This window comes from Streptomyces sp. SM11 (assembly GCF_002910905.1).
GTDB lineage: Bacteria > Actinomycetota > Actinomycetes > Streptomycetales > Streptomycetaceae > Streptomyces.
Map to the genome: position 1 here is coordinate 55928 of NZ_NEUE01000238.1, position 20133 is coordinate 76060.

General features: G+C 69.4%; 20 protein-coding genes and 1 pseudogene. 17 read left to right on the forward strand and 4 right to left on the reverse strand.

The window, feature by feature from the left end; translation table 11 throughout:
* Positions 1-148 precede the first annotated feature (148 nt).
* From glyA to B9S58_RS25095, 12 genes are all read left to right on the forward strand, one after another.
* Positions 149-1429: a serine hydroxymethyltransferase gene (gene glyA, locus B9S58_RS25040; RefSeq protein WP_103534319.1), complete on the forward strand. Its 1281-nt coding sequence runs from the start codon at positions 149-151 to the stop codon at positions 1427-1429.
* A 108-nt stretch (positions 1430-1537) separates the two neighbouring features.
* On the forward strand, positions 1538-2926 hold the full coding sequence (locus B9S58_RS25045) for an MraY family glycosyltransferase (protein WP_181009447.1): 1389 nt from the start codon (positions 1538-1540) through the stop codon (positions 2924-2926).
* 267 nt (positions 2927-3193) lie between these two features.
* On the forward strand, positions 3194-3634 hold the full coding sequence (locus tag B9S58_RS25050) for a hypothetical protein (RefSeq protein WP_103534321.1): 441 nt from the start codon (positions 3194-3196) through the stop codon (positions 3632-3634).
* A gap of 200 nt (positions 3635-3834) precedes the next feature.
* A complete protein-coding gene (atpB, locus tag B9S58_RS25055) occupies positions 3835-4668 on the forward strand; it encodes a F0F1 ATP synthase subunit A (RefSeq protein ID WP_103534322.1) in 834 nt (277 codons plus the stop codon).
* Positions 4669-4755: 87 nt separating this feature from the next.
* Positions 4756-4986, forward strand: a complete 231-nt coding sequence (atpE, locus tag B9S58_RS25060; RefSeq protein WP_007447723.1) for an ATP synthase F0 subunit C — start codon at positions 4756-4758, stop codon at positions 4984-4986.
* A gap of 41 nt (positions 4987-5027) precedes the next feature.
* Positions 5028-5564: a F0F1 ATP synthase subunit B gene (locus tag B9S58_RS25065; protein ID WP_015611376.1), complete on the forward strand. Its 537-nt coding sequence runs from the start codon at positions 5028-5030 to the stop codon at positions 5562-5564.
* A complete protein-coding gene (locus B9S58_RS25070; protein WP_103534323.1) occupies positions 5561-6376 on the forward strand; it encodes a F0F1 ATP synthase subunit delta in 816 nt (271 codons plus the stop codon). The genes B9S58_RS25065 and B9S58_RS25070 overlap by 4 nt, the downstream gene beginning before the upstream one ends.
* A gap of 131 nt (positions 6377-6507) precedes the next feature.
* The gene (gene atpA, locus B9S58_RS25075) at positions 6508-8079 is read left to right on the forward strand and encodes a F0F1 ATP synthase subunit alpha (RefSeq protein WP_103534324.1); all 1572 of its coding nucleotides are present in this window, start codon (positions 6508-6510) and stop codon (positions 8077-8079) included.
* Positions 8080-8082: 3 nt separating this feature from the next.
* Positions 8083-9000, forward strand: coding sequence for a F0F1 ATP synthase subunit gamma (locus B9S58_RS25080; RefSeq protein WP_103534325.1), 918 nt, complete (start codon positions 8083-8085; stop codon positions 8998-9000).
* Entirely contained in the window at positions 9000-10442 is a 1443-nt protein-coding gene (gene atpD / locus B9S58_RS25085) for a F0F1 ATP synthase subunit beta (RefSeq protein ID WP_103534326.1), read from the forward strand. Before B9S58_RS25080 ends, atpD begins: the two co-directional genes overlap by 1 nt.
* Positions 10443-10551: 109 nt before the next feature.
* A complete protein-coding gene (locus B9S58_RS25090) occupies positions 10552-10926 on the forward strand; it encodes a F0F1 ATP synthase subunit epsilon (RefSeq protein ID WP_003966248.1) in 375 nt (124 codons plus the stop codon).
* A 133-nt stretch (positions 10927-11059) separates the two neighbouring features.
* Positions 11060-11506, forward strand: a complete 447-nt coding sequence (locus tag B9S58_RS25095; RefSeq protein WP_103534327.1) for a DUF2550 domain-containing protein — start codon at positions 11060-11062, stop codon at positions 11504-11506.
* A gap of 206 nt (positions 11507-11712) precedes the next feature.
* On the opposite strand, the gene B9S58_RS25100 is transcribed toward B9S58_RS25095, so the two are convergent.
* From B9S58_RS25100 to B9S58_RS25110, 3 genes are all read right to left on the reverse strand, one after another.
* Positions 11713-13584 (reverse strand): glycoside hydrolase family 18 chitinase, encoded by a 1872-nt coding sequence (locus B9S58_RS25100; protein WP_103534328.1) that lies wholly within the window; start codon positions 13582-13584, stop codon positions 11713-11715.
* A 171-nt stretch (positions 13585-13755) separates the two neighbouring features.
* Positions 13756-14406 carry a response regulator transcription factor gene (locus tag B9S58_RS25105; RefSeq protein WP_103534329.1) on the reverse strand — a complete coding sequence of 217 codons (651 nt, stop codon included), beginning with the start codon at positions 14404-14406 and terminating at the stop codon, positions 13756-13758.
* Positions 14403-15617: a sensor histidine kinase gene (locus tag B9S58_RS25110; protein WP_103534330.1), complete on the reverse strand. Its 1215-nt coding sequence runs from the start codon at positions 15615-15617 to the stop codon at positions 14403-14405. Before B9S58_RS25110 ends, B9S58_RS25105 begins: the two co-directional genes overlap by 4 nt.
* A gap of 151 nt (positions 15618-15768) precedes the next feature.
* Between B9S58_RS25110 and B9S58_RS25115 the strand changes: the two genes are divergently transcribed.
* A complete protein-coding gene (locus B9S58_RS25115; RefSeq protein WP_103534331.1) occupies positions 15769-16335 on the forward strand; it encodes a hypothetical protein in 567 nt (188 codons plus the stop codon).
* 43 nt (positions 16336-16378) lie between these two features.
* On the opposite strand, the gene B9S58_RS25120 is transcribed toward B9S58_RS25115, so the two are convergent.
* Positions 16379-16951 carry a cob(I)yrinic acid a,c-diamide adenosyltransferase gene (locus B9S58_RS25120; RefSeq protein WP_103534332.1) on the reverse strand — a complete coding sequence of 191 codons (573 nt, stop codon included), beginning with the start codon at positions 16949-16951 and terminating at the stop codon, positions 16379-16381.
* Between the two features lie 118 nt (positions 16952-17069).
* Here B9S58_RS25120 and B9S58_RS25130 point away from each other — a divergent pair, with 118 nt between their 5' ends.
* The 4 genes and pseudogenes from B9S58_RS25130 to B9S58_RS25145 all read left to right on the forward strand — a co-directional run.
* The gene (locus B9S58_RS25130; RefSeq protein ID WP_258044999.1) at positions 17070-17315 is read left to right on the forward strand and encodes a hypothetical protein; all 246 of its coding nucleotides are present in this window, start codon (positions 17070-17072) and stop codon (positions 17313-17315) included.
* A 150-nt stretch (positions 17316-17465) separates the two neighbouring features.
* Complete coding sequence (locus tag B9S58_RS25135; RefSeq protein WP_103534333.1) at positions 17466-18314, forward strand: 3-hydroxyacyl-CoA dehydrogenase family protein; 849 nt, start codon at positions 17466-17468, stop codon at positions 18312-18314.
* A gap of 270 nt (positions 18315-18584) precedes the next feature.
* The gene (locus B9S58_RS25140; RefSeq protein WP_003966237.1) at positions 18585-18908 is read left to right on the forward strand and encodes an STAS domain-containing protein; all 324 of its coding nucleotides are present in this window, start codon (positions 18585-18587) and stop codon (positions 18906-18908) included.
* A gap of 219 nt (positions 18909-19127) precedes the next feature.
* A pseudogene (locus B9S58_RS25145) lies at positions 19128-20133 on the forward strand (ATP-binding protein); the annotation flags it as partial.

Sequence of the window (20133 nt, forward strand, 5' to 3'; positions counted from 1 at the left end):
GCCTGCCCGCGCCGTGGTCGAAGGGCTGGTGCGCCGACCGGCGTACGGCATCCCGCGACAGCGGGCACGGCGCCCGGCCCCGGCCTACATTGGAGCTGGCACCGGCACCTCTCGCCGGCGCACCCACCTCCTGGCCCGGAGCCGTCCCATGCCGGTCACCTCGCCCGCCGCACCCGCAGCCGTGTCACCCCCGCCCGACGCCCTGCCCCAGGACTTCGGCGCCCTGCTCCGCCAGGACCCGGAGATCGCCGGTGTCCTGCTCGCCGAGAGCGGCCGGCAGGCCACCACCCTCCAGCTGATCGCCGCCGAGAACTTCCAGTCGCCCGCGGTCCTCGCGGCCCTCGGCTCCCCGCTCGGCAACAAGTACGCCGAGGGGTACCCGGGCGCCCGCCACCACGGCGGCTGCGAGCACGCGGACGCCGCCGAACGCATCGCGGTCCGCCGGGCCACCGCCCTCTTCGGCGCCGAGCACGCCAACGTCCAGCCGCACTCCGGCTCCTCGGCCGTCCTCGCCGCGTACGCCGCGCTGCTGCGCCCCGGCGACACCGTGCTCGCGATGGGACTGCCGTACGGGGGACACCTCACCCACGGGGCGCCGGGCAACTTCTCCGGCCGCTGGTTCGACTTCGCCGGCTACGAGGTGGACCCGGACACCGGGCTCATCGACTACACCCGGCTCCGCGCCCTGGCCCGCGCCCGCCGCCCCAAGGCCATCGTCTGCGGCTCGATCTCCTACCCCCGCCACCCCGACTACGAGCTGTTCCGGGAGATCGCCGACGAGGTCGGGGCGTATCTGATCGCGGACGCCGCCCACCCGATGGGGCTGATCGCCGGGGGAGCGGCGCCGAGCCCGGTCCCGTACGCCGACGTGGTCTGCGCCACCACGCACAAGGTGCTGCGCGGCCCGCGCGGCGGCATGATCCTGTGCGGCGCGGAGCTGGCCGAGCGGATCGACCGGGCGGTGTTCCCGTTCACCCAGGGCGGGGCGCAGATGCACACGGTGGCGGCGAAGGCGGTCGCGTTCGGGGAGGCGGAGACACCGGCGTACACGCTCTACGCCCACCAGGTCGTCGCCCACGCCCGGGTGCTCGCCGCCGGTCTGGAGGCCGAGGGGTTCGAGGTGACCACGGGCGGCACGGACACCCACATCATCGTCGCGGACCCGGCCCCGCTCGGCGTCGACGGCCGCACCGCCCGGATGCGGCTGTCGGCCGCCGGCATGGTCCTGGACACCTGCGCACTGCCGTACGGGGACGCCCGGGGCATCCGCCTGGGCACCGCCGCCGTCACCACGCAGGGGATGGACGACGGGGACATGGCCCGGATCGCGGCCCTGTTCGGAGCGGCCGTACGGGAGCCGGGCGATGTGAGCCCGATCGCGGCGGAGGTCCGTGAACTGGCCGCGCGCAATCCGCCCTATCCGGGGTAGCGGACTCCGCCGTATCCGGGGCAGACGAACCCTGTGCAACCATCACCCGTACCGTGGAGTCCTTGTTCAAGAGACTAGGGTGTGGTTTTTGGATGGCCGGCGAGTTCTCTGGGGCAGCCCGTGCGTGATTACCTGCTGACGCTCTGTGTCACGGCAGCGGTGACCTATCTGCTGACCGGACCGGTGCGTAAGTTCGCCATCGCGGTCGGGGCGATGCCCGCGATCCGCGCGCGCGACGTCCACCGGGAGCCGACTCCTCGGCTCGGTGGGATCGCCATGTTCGGCGGACTGTGTGCGGGACTGATCGTCGCCGACCACCTGTACAACCTGAAGAGCGTCTTCGAACTCTCCAACGAGCCGAGGGCGTTGCTCTCCGGCGCCGCCCTGATCTGGCTGATCGGCGTGCTCGACGACAAGTTCGAGATCGACGCCCTGATCAAGCTCGGCGGCCAGATGATCGCCGCCGCCGTCATGGTCATCCAGGGGCTCACGATCCTGTGGCTGCCGATCCCCGGCGTCGGCACGGTCGCCCTCACCCAGTGGCAGGGCACGCTGCTCACGGTGGCGCTGGTCGTCATCACGATCAACGCGGTCAACTTCGTCGACGGCCTGGACGGGCTCGCGGCGGGCATGGTGTGCATCGCGTCGGCGGCGTTCTTCCTGTACGCCTACCGCCTCTGGATGGGGTACGGGATCGAGGCTGCGGCCCCCGCGACGCTGTTCGCGGCGATCCTGATGGGCATGTGCCTCGGTTTCCTGCCGCACAACATGCACCCGGCGCGGATCTTCATGGGCGACTCGGGCTCGATGCTGATCGGCCTGGTGCTGGCGGCGGGCGCGATCTCGATCACCGGCCAGGTCGACCCGGACCTGATGAAGCTCTTCGAGGGCAGCGAGCGCGAGGCCACCCACGCGCTGCTCCCGGTCTTCATCCCGTTGGTGCTGCCGCTGACGATCATCGCGATCCCGGCCGCCGACCTGGTCCTCGCCATCGTCCGTCGCACCTGGAACGGCCAGTCGCCGTTCGCCGCCGACCGGGGCCACCTGCACCACCGGCTGCTGGAGATCGGCCACTCGCACAGCCGGGCCGTGCTGATCATGTACTTCTGGTCGGCCCTCATCGCCTTCGGCGCCGTCGGCTACTCGGTGCACTCGGCGTCCTCGTGGATCGTGTTCGTCATCATCGCGGCGAGCGCGGTGGGCCTCATCCTGCTGCTGATGCCGCGCTTCACCCCGCGGGCCCCGCACTGGGCCAACCGCTTCGTGCCGCCGCGCTACCGCCGGCACGCGGCGGAGCAGGCGTCCTCCCCTTCGTACGAGGAGAAGCCGGCGCTCGTGGCCTCCGGGGCCCAACAGGGCTCGGCAGACGCTCAGATGGGCGAGGAGGCCGCCGAACGGGCTCCCGTGGCGGTCGGAGTGTCCGGTGTCAACGGCGCTACCGCGATCGGTGCTCGTTCGCGGTTCCCGGATCGCCGTTCCGTCGACTCCTCGCGCTGACGATTCGGAACCCGCGGTGCATTACCAGACATTGCGCCGCCTTGTCGTGCACACACGCGCGGAGTAACTCTCATGTGTGACAGGTGGCACACTTTCCAGGTAAAGACCTCATCAAATAGTTTGTGATACCGTTCACGAGACCCGGTGACGGAGCCGAAGGACCCTAGTGAGACGGTCCATTGGCCCGAAAATCCGCCTCGCGGACCGGGCCTACGCTCGTCCATGACGACGCCCCATTCCTCCTCTCAGACCAGTGGAGCTGCCGCCATGCAGTCCGACATGCGCGAACTACTGCGCATCGCCACCCCCACCGCCGCAGTGGGAGCCATCGCCACGCTCGTGGGCGGGCTCGTCGTCGGCGGCGAGGGGGCGATCGGGGCCGTGGTCGGCTGCGTGGTGGTCATCCTCTTCATGGCCCTCGGACAGCTGGCGTTGCAGTGGGTCGCCAAGTCGATGCCTCACCTCTTCCAGGGCATGGGACTGCTGGTCTACTCGGTCCAGCTCGTGCTCCTGCTCGGCCTCATCATGGGCATCAGGAACACCTCCCTCTTCGACCTACAGGTCTTCGCCCTCACGCTGGTCGCCTCGGTGATCACATGGATCATCACGCAGACCGTGCTGCACGCCAGGAGCAAGACCCTGTACGTCGATCCGGAGGCGGAGAGCCGGAACACCCCGGGTGGAACTGAGGGAAAGCATGACCAGTAGGGCCGGGATAAAGCCCTGTTCGACATGCTGCTATCGTCCGGTCTCGGTTGCGGTACTGCGGGCGCGGACAACACGGCTGTCGCCTGATACATCGCGAGGCTTCGGGCCCGGCCGCCGCCTCCCCACCGTAAGAACCAGTCCGGTGCCGACCTGCGGCTGCCAGCCGCTCCGATACAACGAGGTAGCCGTATCCATGCGCCATGCAGAAGGAGCTCCTGGTGACTGCTGACGCCCAGACGCTCGCCTTCGAGGTTGACTGCCACCTGTTCCAGGGCTCGTGCGGATTCCCAGCCCCGAGCGCGTGGTCGTTCATCTTCGACCCGATCTTCACCATCGGTCCGGTCGAGTTCAACAAGCCGATGCTGCTGGCGATCATCGGAACGATCGCGATCCTGACCCTGTTCTGGATGGGCTTCTCCAAGCCCAAGGTCGTTCCGGGCAAGCTGCAGATGGTCGCCGAAGTTCTTTACGACTTCGTGCACCGGGGCATCGCCAAGGAGATCATCGGTAAGAAGGGCGAGCCGTTCGTCCCGCTGCTGGTGTCGCTGTTCTTCTTCGTCTGGATGATGAACCTCTGGGCGATCATCCCGCTGGCACAGTTCCCGGTGTCCTCGCTCATCGCCTACCCGGTCGGACTGGCGCTGCTGGTCTGGGTCGTCTACATGTCGGTGACGTTCCGGAACAACGGCTTCGTGGGCGGTATCCGCAACCTGTGCGTACCGAGCGGCCTGCCCAAGCCGATCTACGTGATCCTGACGCCGATCGAGTTCGTCTCGAACATCTTCGTGCGACCCTTCACGCTGGCGGTCCGGCTCTTCGCGAACATGTTCGCGGGTCACATCCTCATCCTGGTCTTCACGATCGCGACCTGGTACATGCTGGGCACTGTGCTCGGCACCGTGTACGCCACCGCGTCGTTCGCTGTGACGCTCGCCCTGACCGTCTTCGAGATGTTCATCCAGGCGCTCCAGGCGTACGTGTTCACCGTGCTGACCGCCACGTACTTGTCCCAGGCGCTCGAAGAAGCGCACTGAGGACATCCGGGCCACCACCCGGACACCCCCTAGACGTCCGGTGGATGCAATCTCCACCGGCCAATCAAGAGAAGGAATCACAGATCAATGTCTGAGACTCTCGCAGCCGTCACGGGCAACATCGGCACCATCGGTTACGGCCTCGCGGCGATCGGCCCCGGCGTCGGCATCGGCATCATCTTCGGTAACGGCGTGCAGGCCATCGCCCGCCAGCCCGAGGCTGCCGGCCTCATCCGCCAGAACATGCTGCTCGGCTTCGCCGTCATCGAGGCCCTGGCCCTGATCGGCTTCGTCGCGCCCTTCATCTACCCGAAGTAGTCCAGGCGACCTGACGATACGTTTTCGACGAAAGGTCCACCATGTTGCATCTGGCAGCTGAGGAGCCGCAGTCACCGCTGTTTCCGGTCTGGCCCGAGATTGTCATCGGCCTGATCTGCTTCAGCATTGTCTTCTTCGTCTTCTACAAGAAGCTCCTCCCGGCCATCAACAAGGCCCTGGACGAGCGTCGCGAGGCGATCGAAGGTGGCATCGAGAAGGCCGAAGCGGCTCAGACCGAGGCCCAGAGCGTTCTTGAGCAGTACAAGGCTCAGCTCGCCGAGGCCCGTCACGAAGCCGCCCGTCTGCGCCAGGAGGCGCAGGAGCAGGGTGCCGTCATCATCCAGGAGATGAAGGCGGAAGGTCAGCGGCAGCGCGAAGAGATCATCGCCGCCGGCCACACCCAGATCGAGGCAGACCGCAAGGCCGCTGCCTCGGCGCTGCGTCAGGACGTGGGCAAGCTCGCCACCGACCTGGCCGGCAAGCTCGTCGGCGAGTCCCTCCAGGACCACGCCCGGCAGAGCGGCACCGTCGACCGTTTCCTCGACGAGCTCGAGGCGAAGGCCGAGGCCGCACGATGAACGGCGCGAGCCGCGAAGCACTGGCTGCCGCACGCGAGCGTCTCGACGCGCTGACCGACAACACGTCGGTCGACGCGGCGAAGCTCGCCGAGGAGCTGGCATCGGTCACCGCGCTGCTCCACCGCGAAGTATCCCTGCGCCGGGTCCTCACCGACCCGGCCCAGAGCGGCGAGAGCAAGGCCGAGCTGGCCGCGCGTCTGCTCGGCGGGCAGGTGGGCGGCGAGACCGTCGACCTGGTCTCCGGACTGGTCCGGTCCCGCTGGTCGCAGTCCCGCGACCTGGTGGACTCGGTCGAGGAGCTGGCGAACACCGCAGACCTCACCGCGGCCCAGCGCGGCGGAGGCCTCGACGACGTCGAGGACGAGCTGTTCCGGTTCGGCCGGATCGTCGGCTCCGACAAGGAGCTGCGCTCCGCGCTCACCAGCCGTACGGCCACGGCGTCCGCCAAGGGCGAGCTGCTCCGCAGCCTGCTCGGCGGAAAGGCGCAGCCGGTAACCGAGCGGATCATCGTCCGCCTGGTCACCCAGCCCCGTGGACGTAGCCTGGAAGCAGGGCTGGACTCGCTGTCCAAGCTCGCCGCGGAGCGCCGGGACCGCATGGTCGCCGTCGTCACCTCGGCGGTGCCGCTCAGCGACCGGCAGAAGCAGCGCCTCGGCGACGCCCTGGCGAAGCTCTACGGCCGGCAGATGCACCTGAACCTGGACGTGGACCCCGCGGTCCTCGGCGGGATCTCGGTGCGGGTCGGTGACGAGATCATCAACGGCACCGTCGCGGAGCGCCTCGAAGAGGCGACCCGGCGCATGGCCGGCTGACCTAGCGCAGAAGAAGCAAGCAAGACCAGCGGCCCGGTTGGGCCGTGCAGAAATTGCAGAAGATTCCTGGGGGTCGGCCCCCAGACCCCCTTAAGAAACTTCGGGCCCAACAAGGAGAGCAGGGAACCCAGATGGCGGAGCTCACGATCCGGCCGGAGGAGATCCGGGACGCACTGGATAACTTTGTCCAGTCGTACCAGCCGGACGCGGCCTCGCGCGAGGAGGTCGGTACGGTCAGCGTTGCCGGCGACGGCATCGCGAAGGTGGAGGGTCTGCCCTCCGCCATGGCGAACGAGCTGCTGAAGTTCGAGGACGGCACCCTCGGTCTCGCCCTCAACCTCGAGGAGCGCGAGATCGGTGCGATCGTCCTCGGCGAGTTCAGCGGCATCGAGGAGGGCCAGCCGGTGCAGCGCACCGGTGAGGTGCTCTCCGTCGGCGTAGGCGAGGGTTACCTCGGCCGCGTCGTCGACCCGCTCGGCACCCCGATCGACGGCCTCGGCGAGATCGAGACCGACAGTCGCCGCGCCCTCGAGCTGCAAGCGCCTGGCGTCATGGTCCGCAAGTCGGTGCACGAGCCGATGCAGACCGGCTACAAGGCCGTCGACGCCATGGTGCCGATCGGCCGCGGCCAGCGTCAGCTGATCATCGGCGACCGTCAGACGGGTAAGACCGCGCTGGCCGTCGACACGATCATCAACCAGCGCGACAACTGGCGCTCGGGCGACGTGAACAAGCAGGTGCGCTGCATCTACGTCGCCATCGGTCAGAAGGGTTCCACCATCGCCTCCGTGCGTGGTGCGCTCGAAGAGGCCGGTGCGCTGGAGTACACGACCATCGTCGCCGCCCCGGCGTCCGACCCGGCCGGCTTCAAGTACCTGGCGCCGTACACCGGTTCGGCCATCGGCCAGCACTGGATGTACCAGGGCAAGCACGTCCTGATCATCTTCGACGACCTTTCGAAGCAGGCCGACGCCTACCGCGCCGTGTCCCTGCTGCTGCGCCGCCCGCCGGGCCGCGAGGCCTACCCGGGTGACGTCTTCTACCTGCACTCGCGTCTGCTGGAGCGCTGCGCCAAGCTCTCCGACGAGATGGGCGCCGGTTCGATGACGGGCCTCCCGATCGTCGAGACCAAGGCGAACGACGTGTCGGCGTTCATTCCGACCAACGTCATCTCCATCACCGACGGCCAGTGCTTCCTGGAGTCCGACCTGTTCAACGCGGGTCAGCGTCCGGCGCTCAACGTCGGTATCTCGGTCTCCCGAGTCGGTGGCTCCGCCCAGCACAAGGCCATGAAGCAGGTCTCCGGCCGGCTTCGCGTGGACCTCGCCCAGTACCGCGAGCTGGAGGCGTTCGCCGCCTTCGGTTCCGACCTGGACGCGGCCTCGAAGGCCTCGCTGGAGCGCGGTAAGCGCATGGTCGAGCTGCTGAAGCAGCCGCAGTACGCCCCGTTCCCGATGGAGGAGCAGGTCGTCTCGGTCTGGGCCGGCACCACGGGCAAGATGGACGACGTCCCGGTCGAGGACATCCGTCGCTTCGAGAGCGAGCTGCTGGAGTTCCTGCGCCGTGAGCGCAAGGACCTCCTGACCAGCATCGCCGAGGGCGGCAAGATGTCCGGCGACACGCTGCAGTCGATCGCCGACGCGATCGCCGCCTTCAAGCAGCAGTTCGAGACCTCGGACGGCAAGCTCCTGGGCGAGGGCTGATCGATGGGCGCTCAGCTTCGCGTTTACAAGCGCCGCATCCAAGCCGTCACCGCGACCAAGAAGATCACCAAGGCGATGGAGATGATCGCCGCCTCGCGCATCGTCAAGGCGCAGCGCAAGGTGGCGGCGTCCAAGCCGTACGCGACCGAGCTCACCCGTGCGGTGACCGCGGTGGCGACCGGCTCCAACGCCAAGCACCCGCTCACCACCGAGGTCGAAGCCCCGACCCGGGCCGCGGTCCTGCTCGTCACGAGCGACCGCGGTCTGGCCGGCGGCTACTCCTCCAACGCCATCAAGGCCGCGGAGCGACTGCGGGAGAGCCTTGCCTCCGAGGGCAAGGAGGTCGACACGTACATCGTCGGCCGCAAGGGTGTCGCGTACTACGGCTTCCGCGAGCGCAAGGTCGAGAACTCCTGGACCGGCTTCACCGACAACCCGGCGTACGCCGATGCCAAGCGCATCGCAGCCCCGTTGATCGAGGCCATCCAGCAGGACACGGCCGAGGGCGGCGTCGACGAGCTGCACATCGTCTTCACGGAATTCGTGTCGATGATGACGCAGAACGCGGTCGACGACCGGATGCTGCCGCTTTCGCTCGACGAGGTGGCGAAGGAGAGCACCCGCAAGGGTGAGATCCTTCCGCTGTTCGACTTCGAGCCGTCGGCCGAGGACGTCCTCGACGCCCTTCTGCCGCGCTACGTCGAGAGCCGTATCTACAACGCACTGCTGCAGGCAGCCGCTTCCGAGCACGCTGCCCGCCGCCGTGCGATGAAGTCGGCCACCGACAACGCCGGGGACCTCATCAAGAGCCTGTCCCGGCTTGCCAACGCGGCCCGCCAGGCCGAAATCACCCAGGAAATCAGCGAGATCGTCGGCGGTGCCAGTGCTCTGGCCGACGCGACCGCGGGGAGTGACAAGTAATGACGACCACTGTTGAGACGGCCGCTGCCACGGGCCGCGTCGCCCGGGTCATCGGCCCGGTCGTCGACGTGGAGTTCCCCGTCGACGCGATGCCGGAGATCTACAACGCCCTCCACGTCGAGGTCGCGGACCCCGCCGAGGACGGCGCCCGCAAGACGCTGACCCTGGAAGTCGCCCAGCACCTGGGTGACGGTGTGGTCCGCGCGATCTCGATGCAGCCCACCGACGGCCTGGTTCGCCAGGCCGCGGTGACCGACACGGGCGCGGGCATCACCGTTCCCGTCGGTGACATCACCAAGGGCAAGGTGTTCAACACCCTCGGTCAGATTCTGAACGAGCCGGAGGCCGAGGCGCAGATCACCGAGCGCTGGCCGATCCACCGCAAGGCCCCGGCCTTCGACCAGCTCGAGTCGAAGACCGAGATGTTCGAGACCGGCCTGAAGGTCGTCGACCTGCTGACCCCGTACGTCAAGGGCGGCAAGATCGGTCTGTTCGGTGGTGCGGGCGTCGGCAAGACGGTCCTCATCCAGGAAATGATCATGCGTGTGGCGAAGCTGCACGACGGTGTGTCGGTGTTCGCCGGTGTCGGCGAGCGCACCCGTGAGGGCAACGACCTCATCGACGAGATGACCGAGTCGGGCGTTCTGGAGAAGACCGCGCTCGTCTTCGGCCAGATGGACGAGCCGCCGGGGACGCGTCTGCGCGTGGCCCTGTCCGCCCTGACCATGGCGGAGTACTTCCGCGATGTGCAGAAGCAGGACGTGCTGCTCTTCATCGACAACATCTTCCGCTTCACGCAGGCCGGCTCCGAGGTCTCCACGCTGCTCGGCCGTATGCCGTCCGCGGTGGGTTACCAGCCGACCCTGGCCGACGAGATGGGTGTGCTCCAGGAGCGCATCACCTCGACGCGTGGTCACTCGATCACCTCGATGCAGGCGATCTACGTCCCCGCGGACGACCTGACCGACCCGGCCCCGGCCACCACGTTCGCCCACCTCGACGCGACGACGGTTCTCTCCCGTCCGATCTCGGAGAAGGGCATCTACCCGGCCGTGGACCCGCTGGACTCCACGTCCCGCATCCTGGACCCGCGCTACATCTCGCAGGAGCACTACGCCGCGGCCAGCCGCGTCAAGGGGATCCTGCAGAAGTACAAGGACCTCCAGGACATCATCGCGATCCTCGGTATCGACGAGCTGGGCGAGGAGGACAAGCTCGTTGTCCACCGTGCCCGTCGTGTCGAGCGCTTCCTGTCGCAGAACACCCACGCCGCCAAGCAGTTCACCGGCCTGGACGGTTCGGACGTTCCGCTCGACGAGTCGATCTCCGCGTTCAACGCGATCTGCGACGGGGACTACGACCACTTCCCCGAGCAGGCGTTCTTCATGTGCGGTGGCCTGGACGACCTCAAGGCCAAGGCCAAGGAGCTCGGCGTCTCCTGAGCCTCCGGCTCACCGAGGGGGGTGGGTGTGTCCCGCCCCCCTCACCACGCCCCGTAGAATTGACCCAACACCCGGCCGGTCGGCCGGGTGGTGACCCGAGGAGCCACCCTTGGCTGCTGAGCTGCATGTCGAGCTGGTCGCCGCGGACCGAAGTGTCTGGTCCGGCGAGGCCACCCTGGTCGTCGCGCGTACCACGTCCGGCGACATCGGCGTCATGCCCGGTCACCAGCCGCTTCTCGGTGTGCTGGAATCGGGCCCGGTGACGATCCGCACGAGCGAGGGCGGCACCGTGATCGCCGCTGTGCACGGTGGATTCATCTCGTTCGCGGACGACAAGCTGTCGCTGCTGGCCGAGATCGCCGAGCTGGCCGACGAGATCGACGTCGAGCGCGCCGAGCGGGCGCTGGAGCTCGCGAAGTCGGACGCGGACGCCGCTGCCCAGCGGCGCGCCGATGTACGACTGCGCGCGGTGGCGGTGCGCTAGCACCCCCACTGACAGATGTTTTTACTCAGCCGCGGCCCGAGCTGGAGCAATCCAGCCGTGTCGCGGCTGAGGCGATGCAGGTGCAATACGGTTGCGGTGTTCGTTACTCGACGATGCGAGGAGGTCGGTGGAGATGGTCCTCGCGTTGTGGGTGGGCGCGTCCGTCGTCGTCACGGTCCTGTTGGGACTGTTCGTCTTCGGCCTGCGCCGGCGGCTGATCCAGCGGTCCGGCGGGACCTTCGACTGCAGCCTGCGCTGGGACGTGTCGGAGGAACCCGATGCGCTCGGCAAAGGCTGGGTGTACGGGGTCGCCCGCTACAGCGGTGACCGCGTCGACTGGTTCCGGGTCTTCTCCTACGCTCCTCGCCCCCGTCGGGGCCTGGAGCGTTCTGCGATCGAGGTGATCGCCCGCCGGCTGCCGGAGGGCGAGGAGGAGCTCGCGCTCCTGTCCGACTCCGTCGTGCTCGGCTGTCTCCACCGGGGGGCGCGCCTGGAGCTGGCGATGAGCGAGGACGCCCTGACCGGCTTCCTCGCCTGGCTGGAGGCGGCACCGCCCGGCCAGAGGGTCAATGTGGCGTAGGAAGCAGCCCGGCTGGAAGAGGGCCCCCCGGACGCAGTCTGGGGGCGGCCGATGTCGCGCAGGTCCTGAGAGCGTCGCGCACCCACGTACGTACACAGCGAAAAACCGGGGAGACGGGGGGCGGACCCGTCTCCCCGGTGCTTTCCGGGGTGGTGCTTGCCGTTACGGCAGTGCTCGTCGCAGCGGCGTGGGGAGCATCACCGTGGCTACTGGAGCCCGCTGTGGATCGCGCTCACCAGTTCGCCGTTGGCGGTGTCACCGGAGAGCTCCCAGAAGAACGCGCCTCCCAGGCCCTGGTTCTTCGTCCAGGTCATCTTCGAGCCGATGGTGGCCGGGGTGTCGTAGCTCCACCAGTTGGTGCCGCAGTGGGCGTACGCGGTGCCGGCGACGGTGCCGGTCGTCGGGCAGGAGTTCTTGAGGACCTTGTAGTCCTCGATGCCCGACTCATAGGTGCCCGCGGCCGGGCCGGTGGCCGTGCCGCCGGGGGCGGACTGGGTGACGCCGGTCCAGCCGCGGCCGTAGAAGCCGATGCCGAGCAGCAGCTTCTTGGCCGGGACGCCCTGCGCCTTCAGCTTGGCGATGGCGGCGGCGGAGTTGAAGCCCTGCTGCGGGATGCCCGCGTAGGAGGTCAGCGGCGAGTGCGGGGCGGTCGGTCCCTGCTTCGCCCAGGCGCCGAAGAAGTCGTACGTCATCACGTTGTACCAGTCCATGGACTGGGCGGCGCCCGCGTAGTCGGTGGCGTCGATCTTGCCGCCGTCCGAGGCGTCCGCGGTGATGGCGGCGGTGACCAGGTTGTTCGCGCCGAACTTCGCCCGGGTGGCGTCGGAGAGCTTCTTGAGGGCGCCCGGACCGCTCGTGTCGCAGGTCAGACCACAGGCGTTGGGGTACTCCCAGTCGAGGTCGATGCCGTCGAAGACATCGGCCCAGCGGGGGTCCTCGACCAGGTCGTAGCAGGACTGGGCGAAGGCGGCCGGGTTCTGCGCGGCCTCGCCGAATCCGCCGGACCAGGTCCAGCCACCGAAGGACCAGAGGACCTTGATGTGGGGGTACTTGGCCTTCAGCTTGCGCAGCTGGTTGAAGTTGCCGCGCAGCGGCTGGTCCCAGGTGTCGGCTACACCGTCGACGGACTGGTCGGCGGTGTACGCCTTGTCGTAGTCGGCGTACGAGTCACCGATGGTGCACTTGCCGTTCTTCACGTTGCCGAAGGCGTAGTTGATGTGCGTGATCTTCGCGGCAGTGCCGGACGTCACCAGGTTCTTCACGTGGTAGTTGCGCCCGTAGACGCCCCAGTTGGTGAAGTAGCCCATGTTGATCTTGTCGCCGCCGGGGCCGGGGTCCTGGCCGCCCGTGGTGCGCACGGAGACGGAGCCGGAGACCGGGCCGGTCTGGTCGGCGGTGTCCCGGGCCTGTACGGCGTAGGAGTAGTCGGTGCCCGCGGTCAGACCGGTGTTGGTGTACGTCGTGCCGGTGACCGTGGCGACCTTCGCGCCGTCCCGCAGCACGTCGTAGTTCTTGACGCCGTTGTCGTCGGTCGCGGCGCTCCAGCTGAGCTTCACCGAGGTGTCGGTGACGTTGCTGGTGGTCGGGGTGCCGGGAGCGGAGGGCGGGTTGTCGCCCGGCACGCTGCCGCCGTCACAGGAGGCACCGTTCAGCTTGCAGCCCGTGGGGGAGCCGGAGCCGGAGCCGTTGAAGCCGAAGCTGACGCTGGCGCCGGGCGCCACGCTCCCGTTCCAGGAGAGGTTCTTGGCGGTCCAGTGGTTGCCGCTGCTGGTGACGGCGGCGTCCCAGGCGGAACCGACCGAGGTGCCGGAGGGGAAGTCCCACTCGATGGTCCAGGAGGAGAGCGCGGTGGTGCCGGTGTTCTTCACCGTCCACTGGCCCTCGAAGCCGCTGCCCCAGTCCGACTTCTTGGTGTACGTGGCGGTGGCCGACGTGGCCGCCGAGGCGGGGGAGGCGAGCCCCACCATCGCGGCCAGCGGCACGACCAGCGCGGTCAGACCCGCGACGACCTTGGAGCGGCCGCTCGGGGTGGGTATCCATCTGAAGCGGGAACGGCGTTGTGGGGATTCTGTGCTCAACGGTGCTCCTCGGGTGAGGTCCAACAAACGGGGGATGATTCGTGGACTGCAAACCCTGCGCCGCCCTGAGTACGTGGTGGTGCCCACGTACTCACCGCAGTGTGTGTCGGTGACAGTAGGAAGGTCTGGACCAATCGTCAAGAGGTCTGGACCAAAGATCGGGAAGCCCGCTCAGATTCCCAACTCCTGTGCCAGGACGGCGGCCTGGACCCGGCTGCGCAGCTCCAGCTTGCCCAGCAGCCTGCTGACGTGGGTCTTCACCGTGCCCTCGGCCATCGAGAGACGCAGCGCGATCTCCGCGTTCGACAATCCCTCGCCCAGACACTCCAGCACCTCGCGCTCGCGCCGGGTGAGCGAGTCCAGCACCGCCGGATCGGCCGCCGCCCGGCCGCGTACGGACGCCGCTCCGGCGAACTCCGCGATCAGCCGGCGGGTCACGGCCGGCGCGATGAGCCCCTCGCCGCGCGCCACCGTCCGTACCGCCTCCAGGAGATCGCGGGCGTCGGTGTTCTTCAGCAGGAACCCGGAGGCGCCCGCCCGCAGCGCCCCGAAGACGTACTCGTCCAGGTCGAACGTGGTCAGCACGAGGACGTCCGCGAGCTCCTCCGCGACCACCTGCCGCGTCGCCGACACCCCGTCGAGGCGTGGCATCTGCACATCCATCAGCACCAGGTCCGGGCGGAGTTCGCGTGCCAGGCGCACCGCCGCCTCGCCGTCCCCCGTCTCTCCGACGACCTCGATGTCTGGCGCGCTGGAAAGGATCAGCACCAGCCCCGCGCGCACCGCCGACTGATCCTCCGCGACCAGTACCCGGATCTTCATTCCCGCATCGTCCTCTCCGTCACGGGCAGTTCGGCCCGCACCCGCCAGATCCTGGATCCGTCGCCGTCCGGATCGGCCCCCGCGACGATCGTCCCGCCGAGCAGCGCCACCCGCTCCCGCATGCCCACCAGGCCCGCCCCCGAACCGGGCGCCGTGGGGCCGGGGCGGCTGCCGAACACACTGGTCACCTCGACCGTCAGCAGCCCCCGGGTCCGGGGCTCCCCGGTCCGGCCGAGCCGCACCACGACCGGGCCCGGCGCCGCGTGCTTGAGGGCGTTGGTCAGGGACTCCTGCACGATCCGGTACGCGGCCAGCTCGACCGGCGTCGGCAGCGCCCCGGCCCCCGGCTCCCGGGTGTCCTCCAGCGAGCAGACCAGCCCGCCGGACGCCCCGTTGACGTTCGTCTGCTCGACCAGGGTGTCCAGGGCGGCGAGCGTCGGGGCCGCGGCCGGGGCCCTGTCCTCGCCGCCCTCCCGCAGCAGGCCGATCAGCCGGCGCATCTCCGCGAGCCCCTCGACGCTGTTCTCCCGGATCACCTTCAGGGCGTTCCGCGAGGTCTCCGGGTCGTCGATGGACAGGGCGGCGGTGGAGTGGATCGCGACGGCGGACAGGTGGTTGGCCACCATGTCGTGCAGCTCCCGGGCCATCCGGGCCCGCTCGGCGACCACCGCCTGTGTCCGGTCCATCTCGGCCAGCCGCGCGGTCTGCCGGGCGGCCAGCCGGGCCGCCTCGGCGGCGGTGCGGTGGTTGCGCACGACGACGCCGGTGATCGCGGGCATGAAGGCGACCAGCCCCGTGACGACGCCGATCAGCAGCGCCTCGGGCCGACGGAACCAGGCCAGGAAGCCGATGGTCACCGCGACGGTGACCAGGAGCGTGGTCACCGGGATCCGGCGGGCCGCGGCCGGGGTCCCGTACAGCACGGCGGCATACATGACGTCCGAGAACATCAGGATGGTCACCAGATTGCCCCGGGTGAACTGATCCGTCACCAGTACCACCGTGCCGACGATCAGCGCCGTCCGGGGCGCGCTGCGGCGCAGCAGCTCCATCGAGGCCATCACGGTCAGCGGTACGAGGGCGATCCAGGGGGCGGCGAAGGGACGGCCGCCCTGGATGTGCAGGCCGAGCAGCCACAGCAGCAGCCCGCCGAGCAGCCCGGAGGCGGCGAGGACGACGTCGTCGCGGTGGGGGCGGATCGCGGTGAGCACCCCTCCATCCAACACGTGGCACCGCCGCGGGGCCTCCCTTCGGGGACGGATGCGCGGCTACATCGAAGGATGCAGTCCCCTTTCGTCACTGCCGACGACGCCCGGCCGCCCGCCGGCCGGGAGGCTGGAGGGCAACGGGAGGAGAGAGACTGTGATCGCGCTACTGGTCGTGCTCTGTGAGGTCGCGTTCTGGGTGCTGCTGGCGGCCGGACTCGCCCTGCGGTACGTCGCGAGGAAGCCGAGGCTCGGAGCCGCGGTGCTGCTGTGCGAGCCGCTGCTGGAGGTCGTCCTGCTGGTGGTGACGGCCATCGACCTGAAGAACGGGGCCGAGCCGGACTGGAAGCACGGCCTGGCCGCCGTCTACATCGGTTTCACCGTGGGCCTGGGGCACTCCACCATCAAGTGGGTCGACGCCCGCGTCGCCCACCGCTGGTTCGGCGGCCCGCCGCCGGTGCGGCCGCCGAAGTACGGCATGGCCCGCGCCGTCCACGAGTGGCGCACCGCCGCCCGCTGGATCCTGGCCGCGGTGGTGGCGCTGGGCCTGCTCCAGGCGGCGGTCTGGTACGTCGGCAGCGGCGGGGAGACCGGCCCGCTGCGGATGTGGCAGCAGAAGATGGGCTGGGTGATCGGCATCAACCTGATCATCGCGGGGGGCTACACGGTGTTCCCCAAGCAGGCGCCGAAGGGTGTTGCCGAGCGGGAGCCCGCCGACCGGTGAACAGACTCCCGCCGACCGGTGGGCAGACTCCCGTCGGCCGGTGTCAGCGCTCGCCGCCCGGCACCCACAGCACGTCCCCGACCTCCTTGTTCGCGCTCCGCGCCAGGATGAACAGGAGGTCGGAGAGGCGGTTGAGGTAGGTGGCGGTCAGGGTGTTCATCGACTCGCCGTGCACCTCCAGCGCCGCCCAGGTGGACCGCTCGGCGCGCCGGACCACGGTGCACGCCTGGTGCAGCAGGGCCGCGCCGGGCGTACCGCCGGGGAGGATGAAACTGCGCAGCTTCTCCAGCTCCTCCAGGAAGGTGTCGCAGTCCGCCTCCAGCTTGTCGACGTAGGACTGCTCGACCCGCAGCGGCGGATACTTCGGGTTCTCGACCACTGGGGTGCACAGGTCCGCGCCCACGTCGAAGAGGTCGTTCTGGACCCGTACGAGGACCTTCACCAGGTCCTCGGGCAGCTGCCCCAGCGCGATGGCGGCGCCGATCGCCGCGTTGGCCTCGTTGGCGTCCGCGTACGCCGAGATCCGCAGATCGGTCTTGGCGGTGCGGCTCATGTCGCCGAGGGCCGTGGTGCCCTGGTCGCCGGTCCGGGTGTAGATGCGCGTCAGATTGACCATGGGGTCAGCGTAGTTACGCTCCGGCCCGTCGGAAGACCCGTGTGCCCACCGTCACGGCCGCGGCGGCGAAGCCCGCGGCGACCAGGACCCCGTAGAGAGTGGGTACCTCCAGCAGGAGGTGCCCCAGTCCGTCGTCGCCACCCTGCGCGAGGACACCGGCGCGAGCGAGGACGACCCGCTGCCGCTCCTCGTCGGCGGCCGGATCGCCTGGATCGAGCATGCTCTGGTCGGCTGTGTCAGTCAGGAGATGACGAAGGGCCGCCAGGCCGTCGAGGTCTCCCGGGACGCCCTCGGCGTCCTCGACGACATCGAGGGGCTGCTCGGCGACCAGGTCCTCAACTACGCGCGGCGCGGAGCCGAATGACGCGCCCTGGTGTGATGTCCGTCATCTGAGACGTGACGCGCATCTCTTCGTCGCCCCAGCGCGCCCGACGGGTACTAACCTCCGCCGGAGAGCAATGTGAACCGCCGTGAACAAAAGCGCACGGGCGAACAGAAACCAAGGGGTGCGAACGTGGCCAGGAAGCTCGCCGTCATCGGGGCCGGACTCATGGGATCCGGGATCGCGCAGGTCTCCGCTCAGGCGGGCTGGGACGTCGTGCTGCGGGACGTCACCGACGCCGCGCTGACCCGGGGCCGTGACGGCATCACAGCCTCGTACGACAAGTTCGTCTCCAAGGGCAGGCTGGACGCGGCCGACGCCGAGGCCGCGCTCGCCCGCATCACCACGAGCACCGACCTGGACGCCGTGGCCGACGCGGACGTCGTCGTGGAGGCGGTCTTCGAAAAGCTGGAAGTCAAGCACGAGATCTTCCGGGCCCTGGACAAGGTCGTCGGCGAGCACACCATCCTCGCGTCCAACACCTCCGCCATCCCGATCACCAAGATCGCGGCCGTGACGGAGCGTCCGGAACGTGTCGTCGGCGTGCACTTCTTCTCGCCGGTCCCGATGATGCAGCTCTGCGAGCTGGTGCGCGGCTACAAGACCAGCGACGAAACCCTCGCCACCGCCCGGGAGTTCGCCGAGTCGGTCGGCAAGACCTGTATCGTCGTCAACCGCGACGTGGCGGGCTTCGTCACCACCCGGCTGATCTCGGCGCTCGTCGTCGAGGCCGCCAAGCTGTACGAGTCGGGCGTCGCCTCGGCCGAGGACATCGACATCGCCTGCAAGCTGGGCTTCGGCCATGCCATGGGCCCGCTCGCCACCGCGGACCTGACCGGGGTCGACATCCTGCTGCACGCCACCGGCAACATCTACACCGAGTCGCAGGACGAGAAGTTCGCCGCCCCGGAACTGATGCGCCGGATGGTCGACGCAGGTGACATCGGGCGCAAGAGCGGGCAGGGCTTCTACACGTACTGACCGGATCCCCACTCCCGGCCCGCCGGTCCACCGCCGTCCGGGCCGGGGGAGCCGGGGATTCTACCCGGCAGTGACCGGCCCCCGACGAACCGAAGTCACTCCACCGAGTGAATTCGGTATCGGTTTGCTTACAGACGGCAACTTCCCTGTCGTCGCGGCAGTCAGTGGTGGCAGAGGCAAGGCCGGCGACAGAACAGACAGACGGCCCTTCCGGGCTGACGGACCTTTCGGACAGACGGACCTTCTACGGAGCATGACCGGGGAGCACATATGCACATCAGGGGCGACCACGCCGAGCTGGTCGTCGGGGGCCGCCTCGACGTCCGAAGCGCGGCGGACGCCCGTACGGTCCTGCACTCGGCCGTGGACGACGGAGTCGGCGACCTCGTGCTGGACCTGACCGAGCTGGACTCCTGGGACGCCACCGGACTGGGCGTCATCATGGGGGCCCACCGCCGGGCCGGACGGGCCGGACGCCGTCTCGTGCTGCGCGGCGTGCCGCCGCAGATGCAGCGCCTCCTGGTGGCCACCCGGCTGCACCGCATCCTGGCCATCGAGGGCGGCATCGCCGCGGAGTCGTTGCCGCGGGTCTGAGATCGTCCGGGCGACCGGGAAAGTCACGCAATCCTCACCGGAACGTGACCACCTGGACGGCGTGGCACCCCGGCGCTTTATGGATACTGTGCCAAGGCCTAGGGTTCGGCCGTCCGCCGAATGACAACGAACCCACGGGCGGACACCGGACCGGAAGCGACAGCGGGGCGTGCGAGGCCGGAGGGGCAACCGCGCACGACGCGTCTGGGGGACTTTGCGATGGACCCGACACACCGGGAACCGGAAGAGTACGGGCAGGGCCACGACCGATCCGGCGGCGACCCCGGGCACCGCCGGCCGTCCCGCGACTCCGGCGGCGCCGACTTCGGCCCGCAGACACCACAGCAGGTCCGCGTCGTCCAGCTGACCGCCGGCGACCTGCTGCTCACGGTCAACCCCGTCGACGGCAGCGAGGTCGAGGCCTGCCCGCCCGGCTCCGGCCCCGACGCCCCGGTCCGCCGCACCCCCGCCGAACGCGCCCACCACGAACGCGCCGACGCACCCCCCGTCCCCCCGGGCCCGCCCGCTCCGCAGCCGCCCCTCCTGGAGCGCCAGGAAGAGCGAGAGCGCGTGGTCCGCCTGCTGGCGCGCGGCCGCAGCGTCCGCCTCACCGGCCAGGCCGGTTCCGGCCGCACCGCGCTGCTGGACGCCGTCGCCGCCGACTGCGCGGACCTGGCCCCCGACGGGGTGGTCCGCCTCAACGGCCGGGGCCGTACCGGCGCCGATCTGCTGCACGCCCTCTTCGACACCGTCTACAAGACCCGGAGCCACCGCCCCGACCGCGACGAGCTGCTCGCGCTCGTCCGGAACATCGGCGCCGTCGTCACCGTCGACGACCTGGAGATCGGCGGAGCCGCCCTCGATGAACTGCTCACCGCCACCCCCGAGTGCGCCTTCCTGCTCGCCGTCACCCCCGACATCACGACCCCCGGCGTCGACGCCCACCTGGAGGAGGTGCTCCTCGCCGGCCTCGGCCGCGGCGCCTCGCTGGCCCTGCTGGAGAAGGTCGTCGAGCGCCCCCTCACCGAGGACGAGCGGAACTGGGCGGGCGACCTCTGGTTCGAGTCCGAGGGGCTGCCTCTCCGCTTCGTCCAGGCCGGCTACCTCCTCGTCCAGCGCGACCGGATCCGTGCCGACCCCGAAGCCTTCGACGAGTACGACTACTTCGAGCCACGCGCGGACGACGCGCCCCCGCCCCCCGCGGCCCCCGCCGCCGAAGCCCTCG

Excerpts from the sequence above, each read along its gene's own strand:
- B9S58_RS25050 (WP_103534321.1), top strand. The coding sequence starts at position 3,194 with ATGCAGTCCGACATGCGCGAACTACTGCGCATCGCCACCCCCACCGCC.
- glyA (WP_103534319.1), top strand. The coding sequence starts at position 149 with ATGCCGGTCACCTCGCCCGCCGCACCCGCAGCCGTGTCACCCCCGCCC.
- B9S58_RS25105 (WP_103534329.1), bottom strand. The coding sequence starts at position 14,406 with ATGAAGATCCGGGTACTGGTCGCGGAGGATCAGTCGGCGGTGCGCGCG.
- atpA (WP_103534324.1), top strand. The coding sequence starts at position 6,508 with ATGGCGGAGCTCACGATCCGGCCGGAGGAGATCCGGGACGCACTGGAT.
- B9S58_RS25070 (WP_103534323.1), top strand. The coding sequence starts at position 5,561 with ATGAACGGCGCGAGCCGCGAAGCACTGGCTGCCGCACGCGAGCGTCTC.
- atpB (WP_103534322.1), top strand. The coding sequence starts at position 3,835 with ATGCAGAAGGAGCTCCTGGTGACTGCTGACGCCCAGACGCTCGCCTTC.
- B9S58_RS25080 (WP_103534325.1), top strand. The coding sequence starts at position 8,083 with ATGGGCGCTCAGCTTCGCGTTTACAAGCGCCGCATCCAAGCCGTCACC.
- B9S58_RS25120 (WP_103534332.1), bottom strand. The coding sequence starts at position 16,951 with ATGGTCAATCTGACGCGCATCTACACCCGGACCGGCGACCAGGGCACC.
- atpD (WP_103534326.1), top strand. The coding sequence starts at position 9,000 with ATGACGACCACTGTTGAGACGGCCGCTGCCACGGGCCGCGTCGCCCGG.
- B9S58_RS25065 (WP_015611376.1), top strand. The coding sequence starts at position 5,028 with ATGTTGCATCTGGCAGCTGAGGAGCCGCAGTCACCGCTGTTTCCGGTC.
- B9S58_RS25140 (WP_003966237.1), top strand. The coding sequence starts at position 18,585 with ATGCACATCAGGGGCGACCACGCCGAGCTGGTCGTCGGGGGCCGCCTC.
- atpE (WP_007447723.1), top strand. The coding sequence starts at position 4,756 with ATGTCTGAGACTCTCGCAGCCGTCACGGGCAACATCGGCACCATCGGT.
- B9S58_RS25095 (WP_103534327.1), top strand. The coding sequence starts at position 11,060 with ATGGTCCTCGCGTTGTGGGTGGGCGCGTCCGTCGTCGTCACGGTCCTG.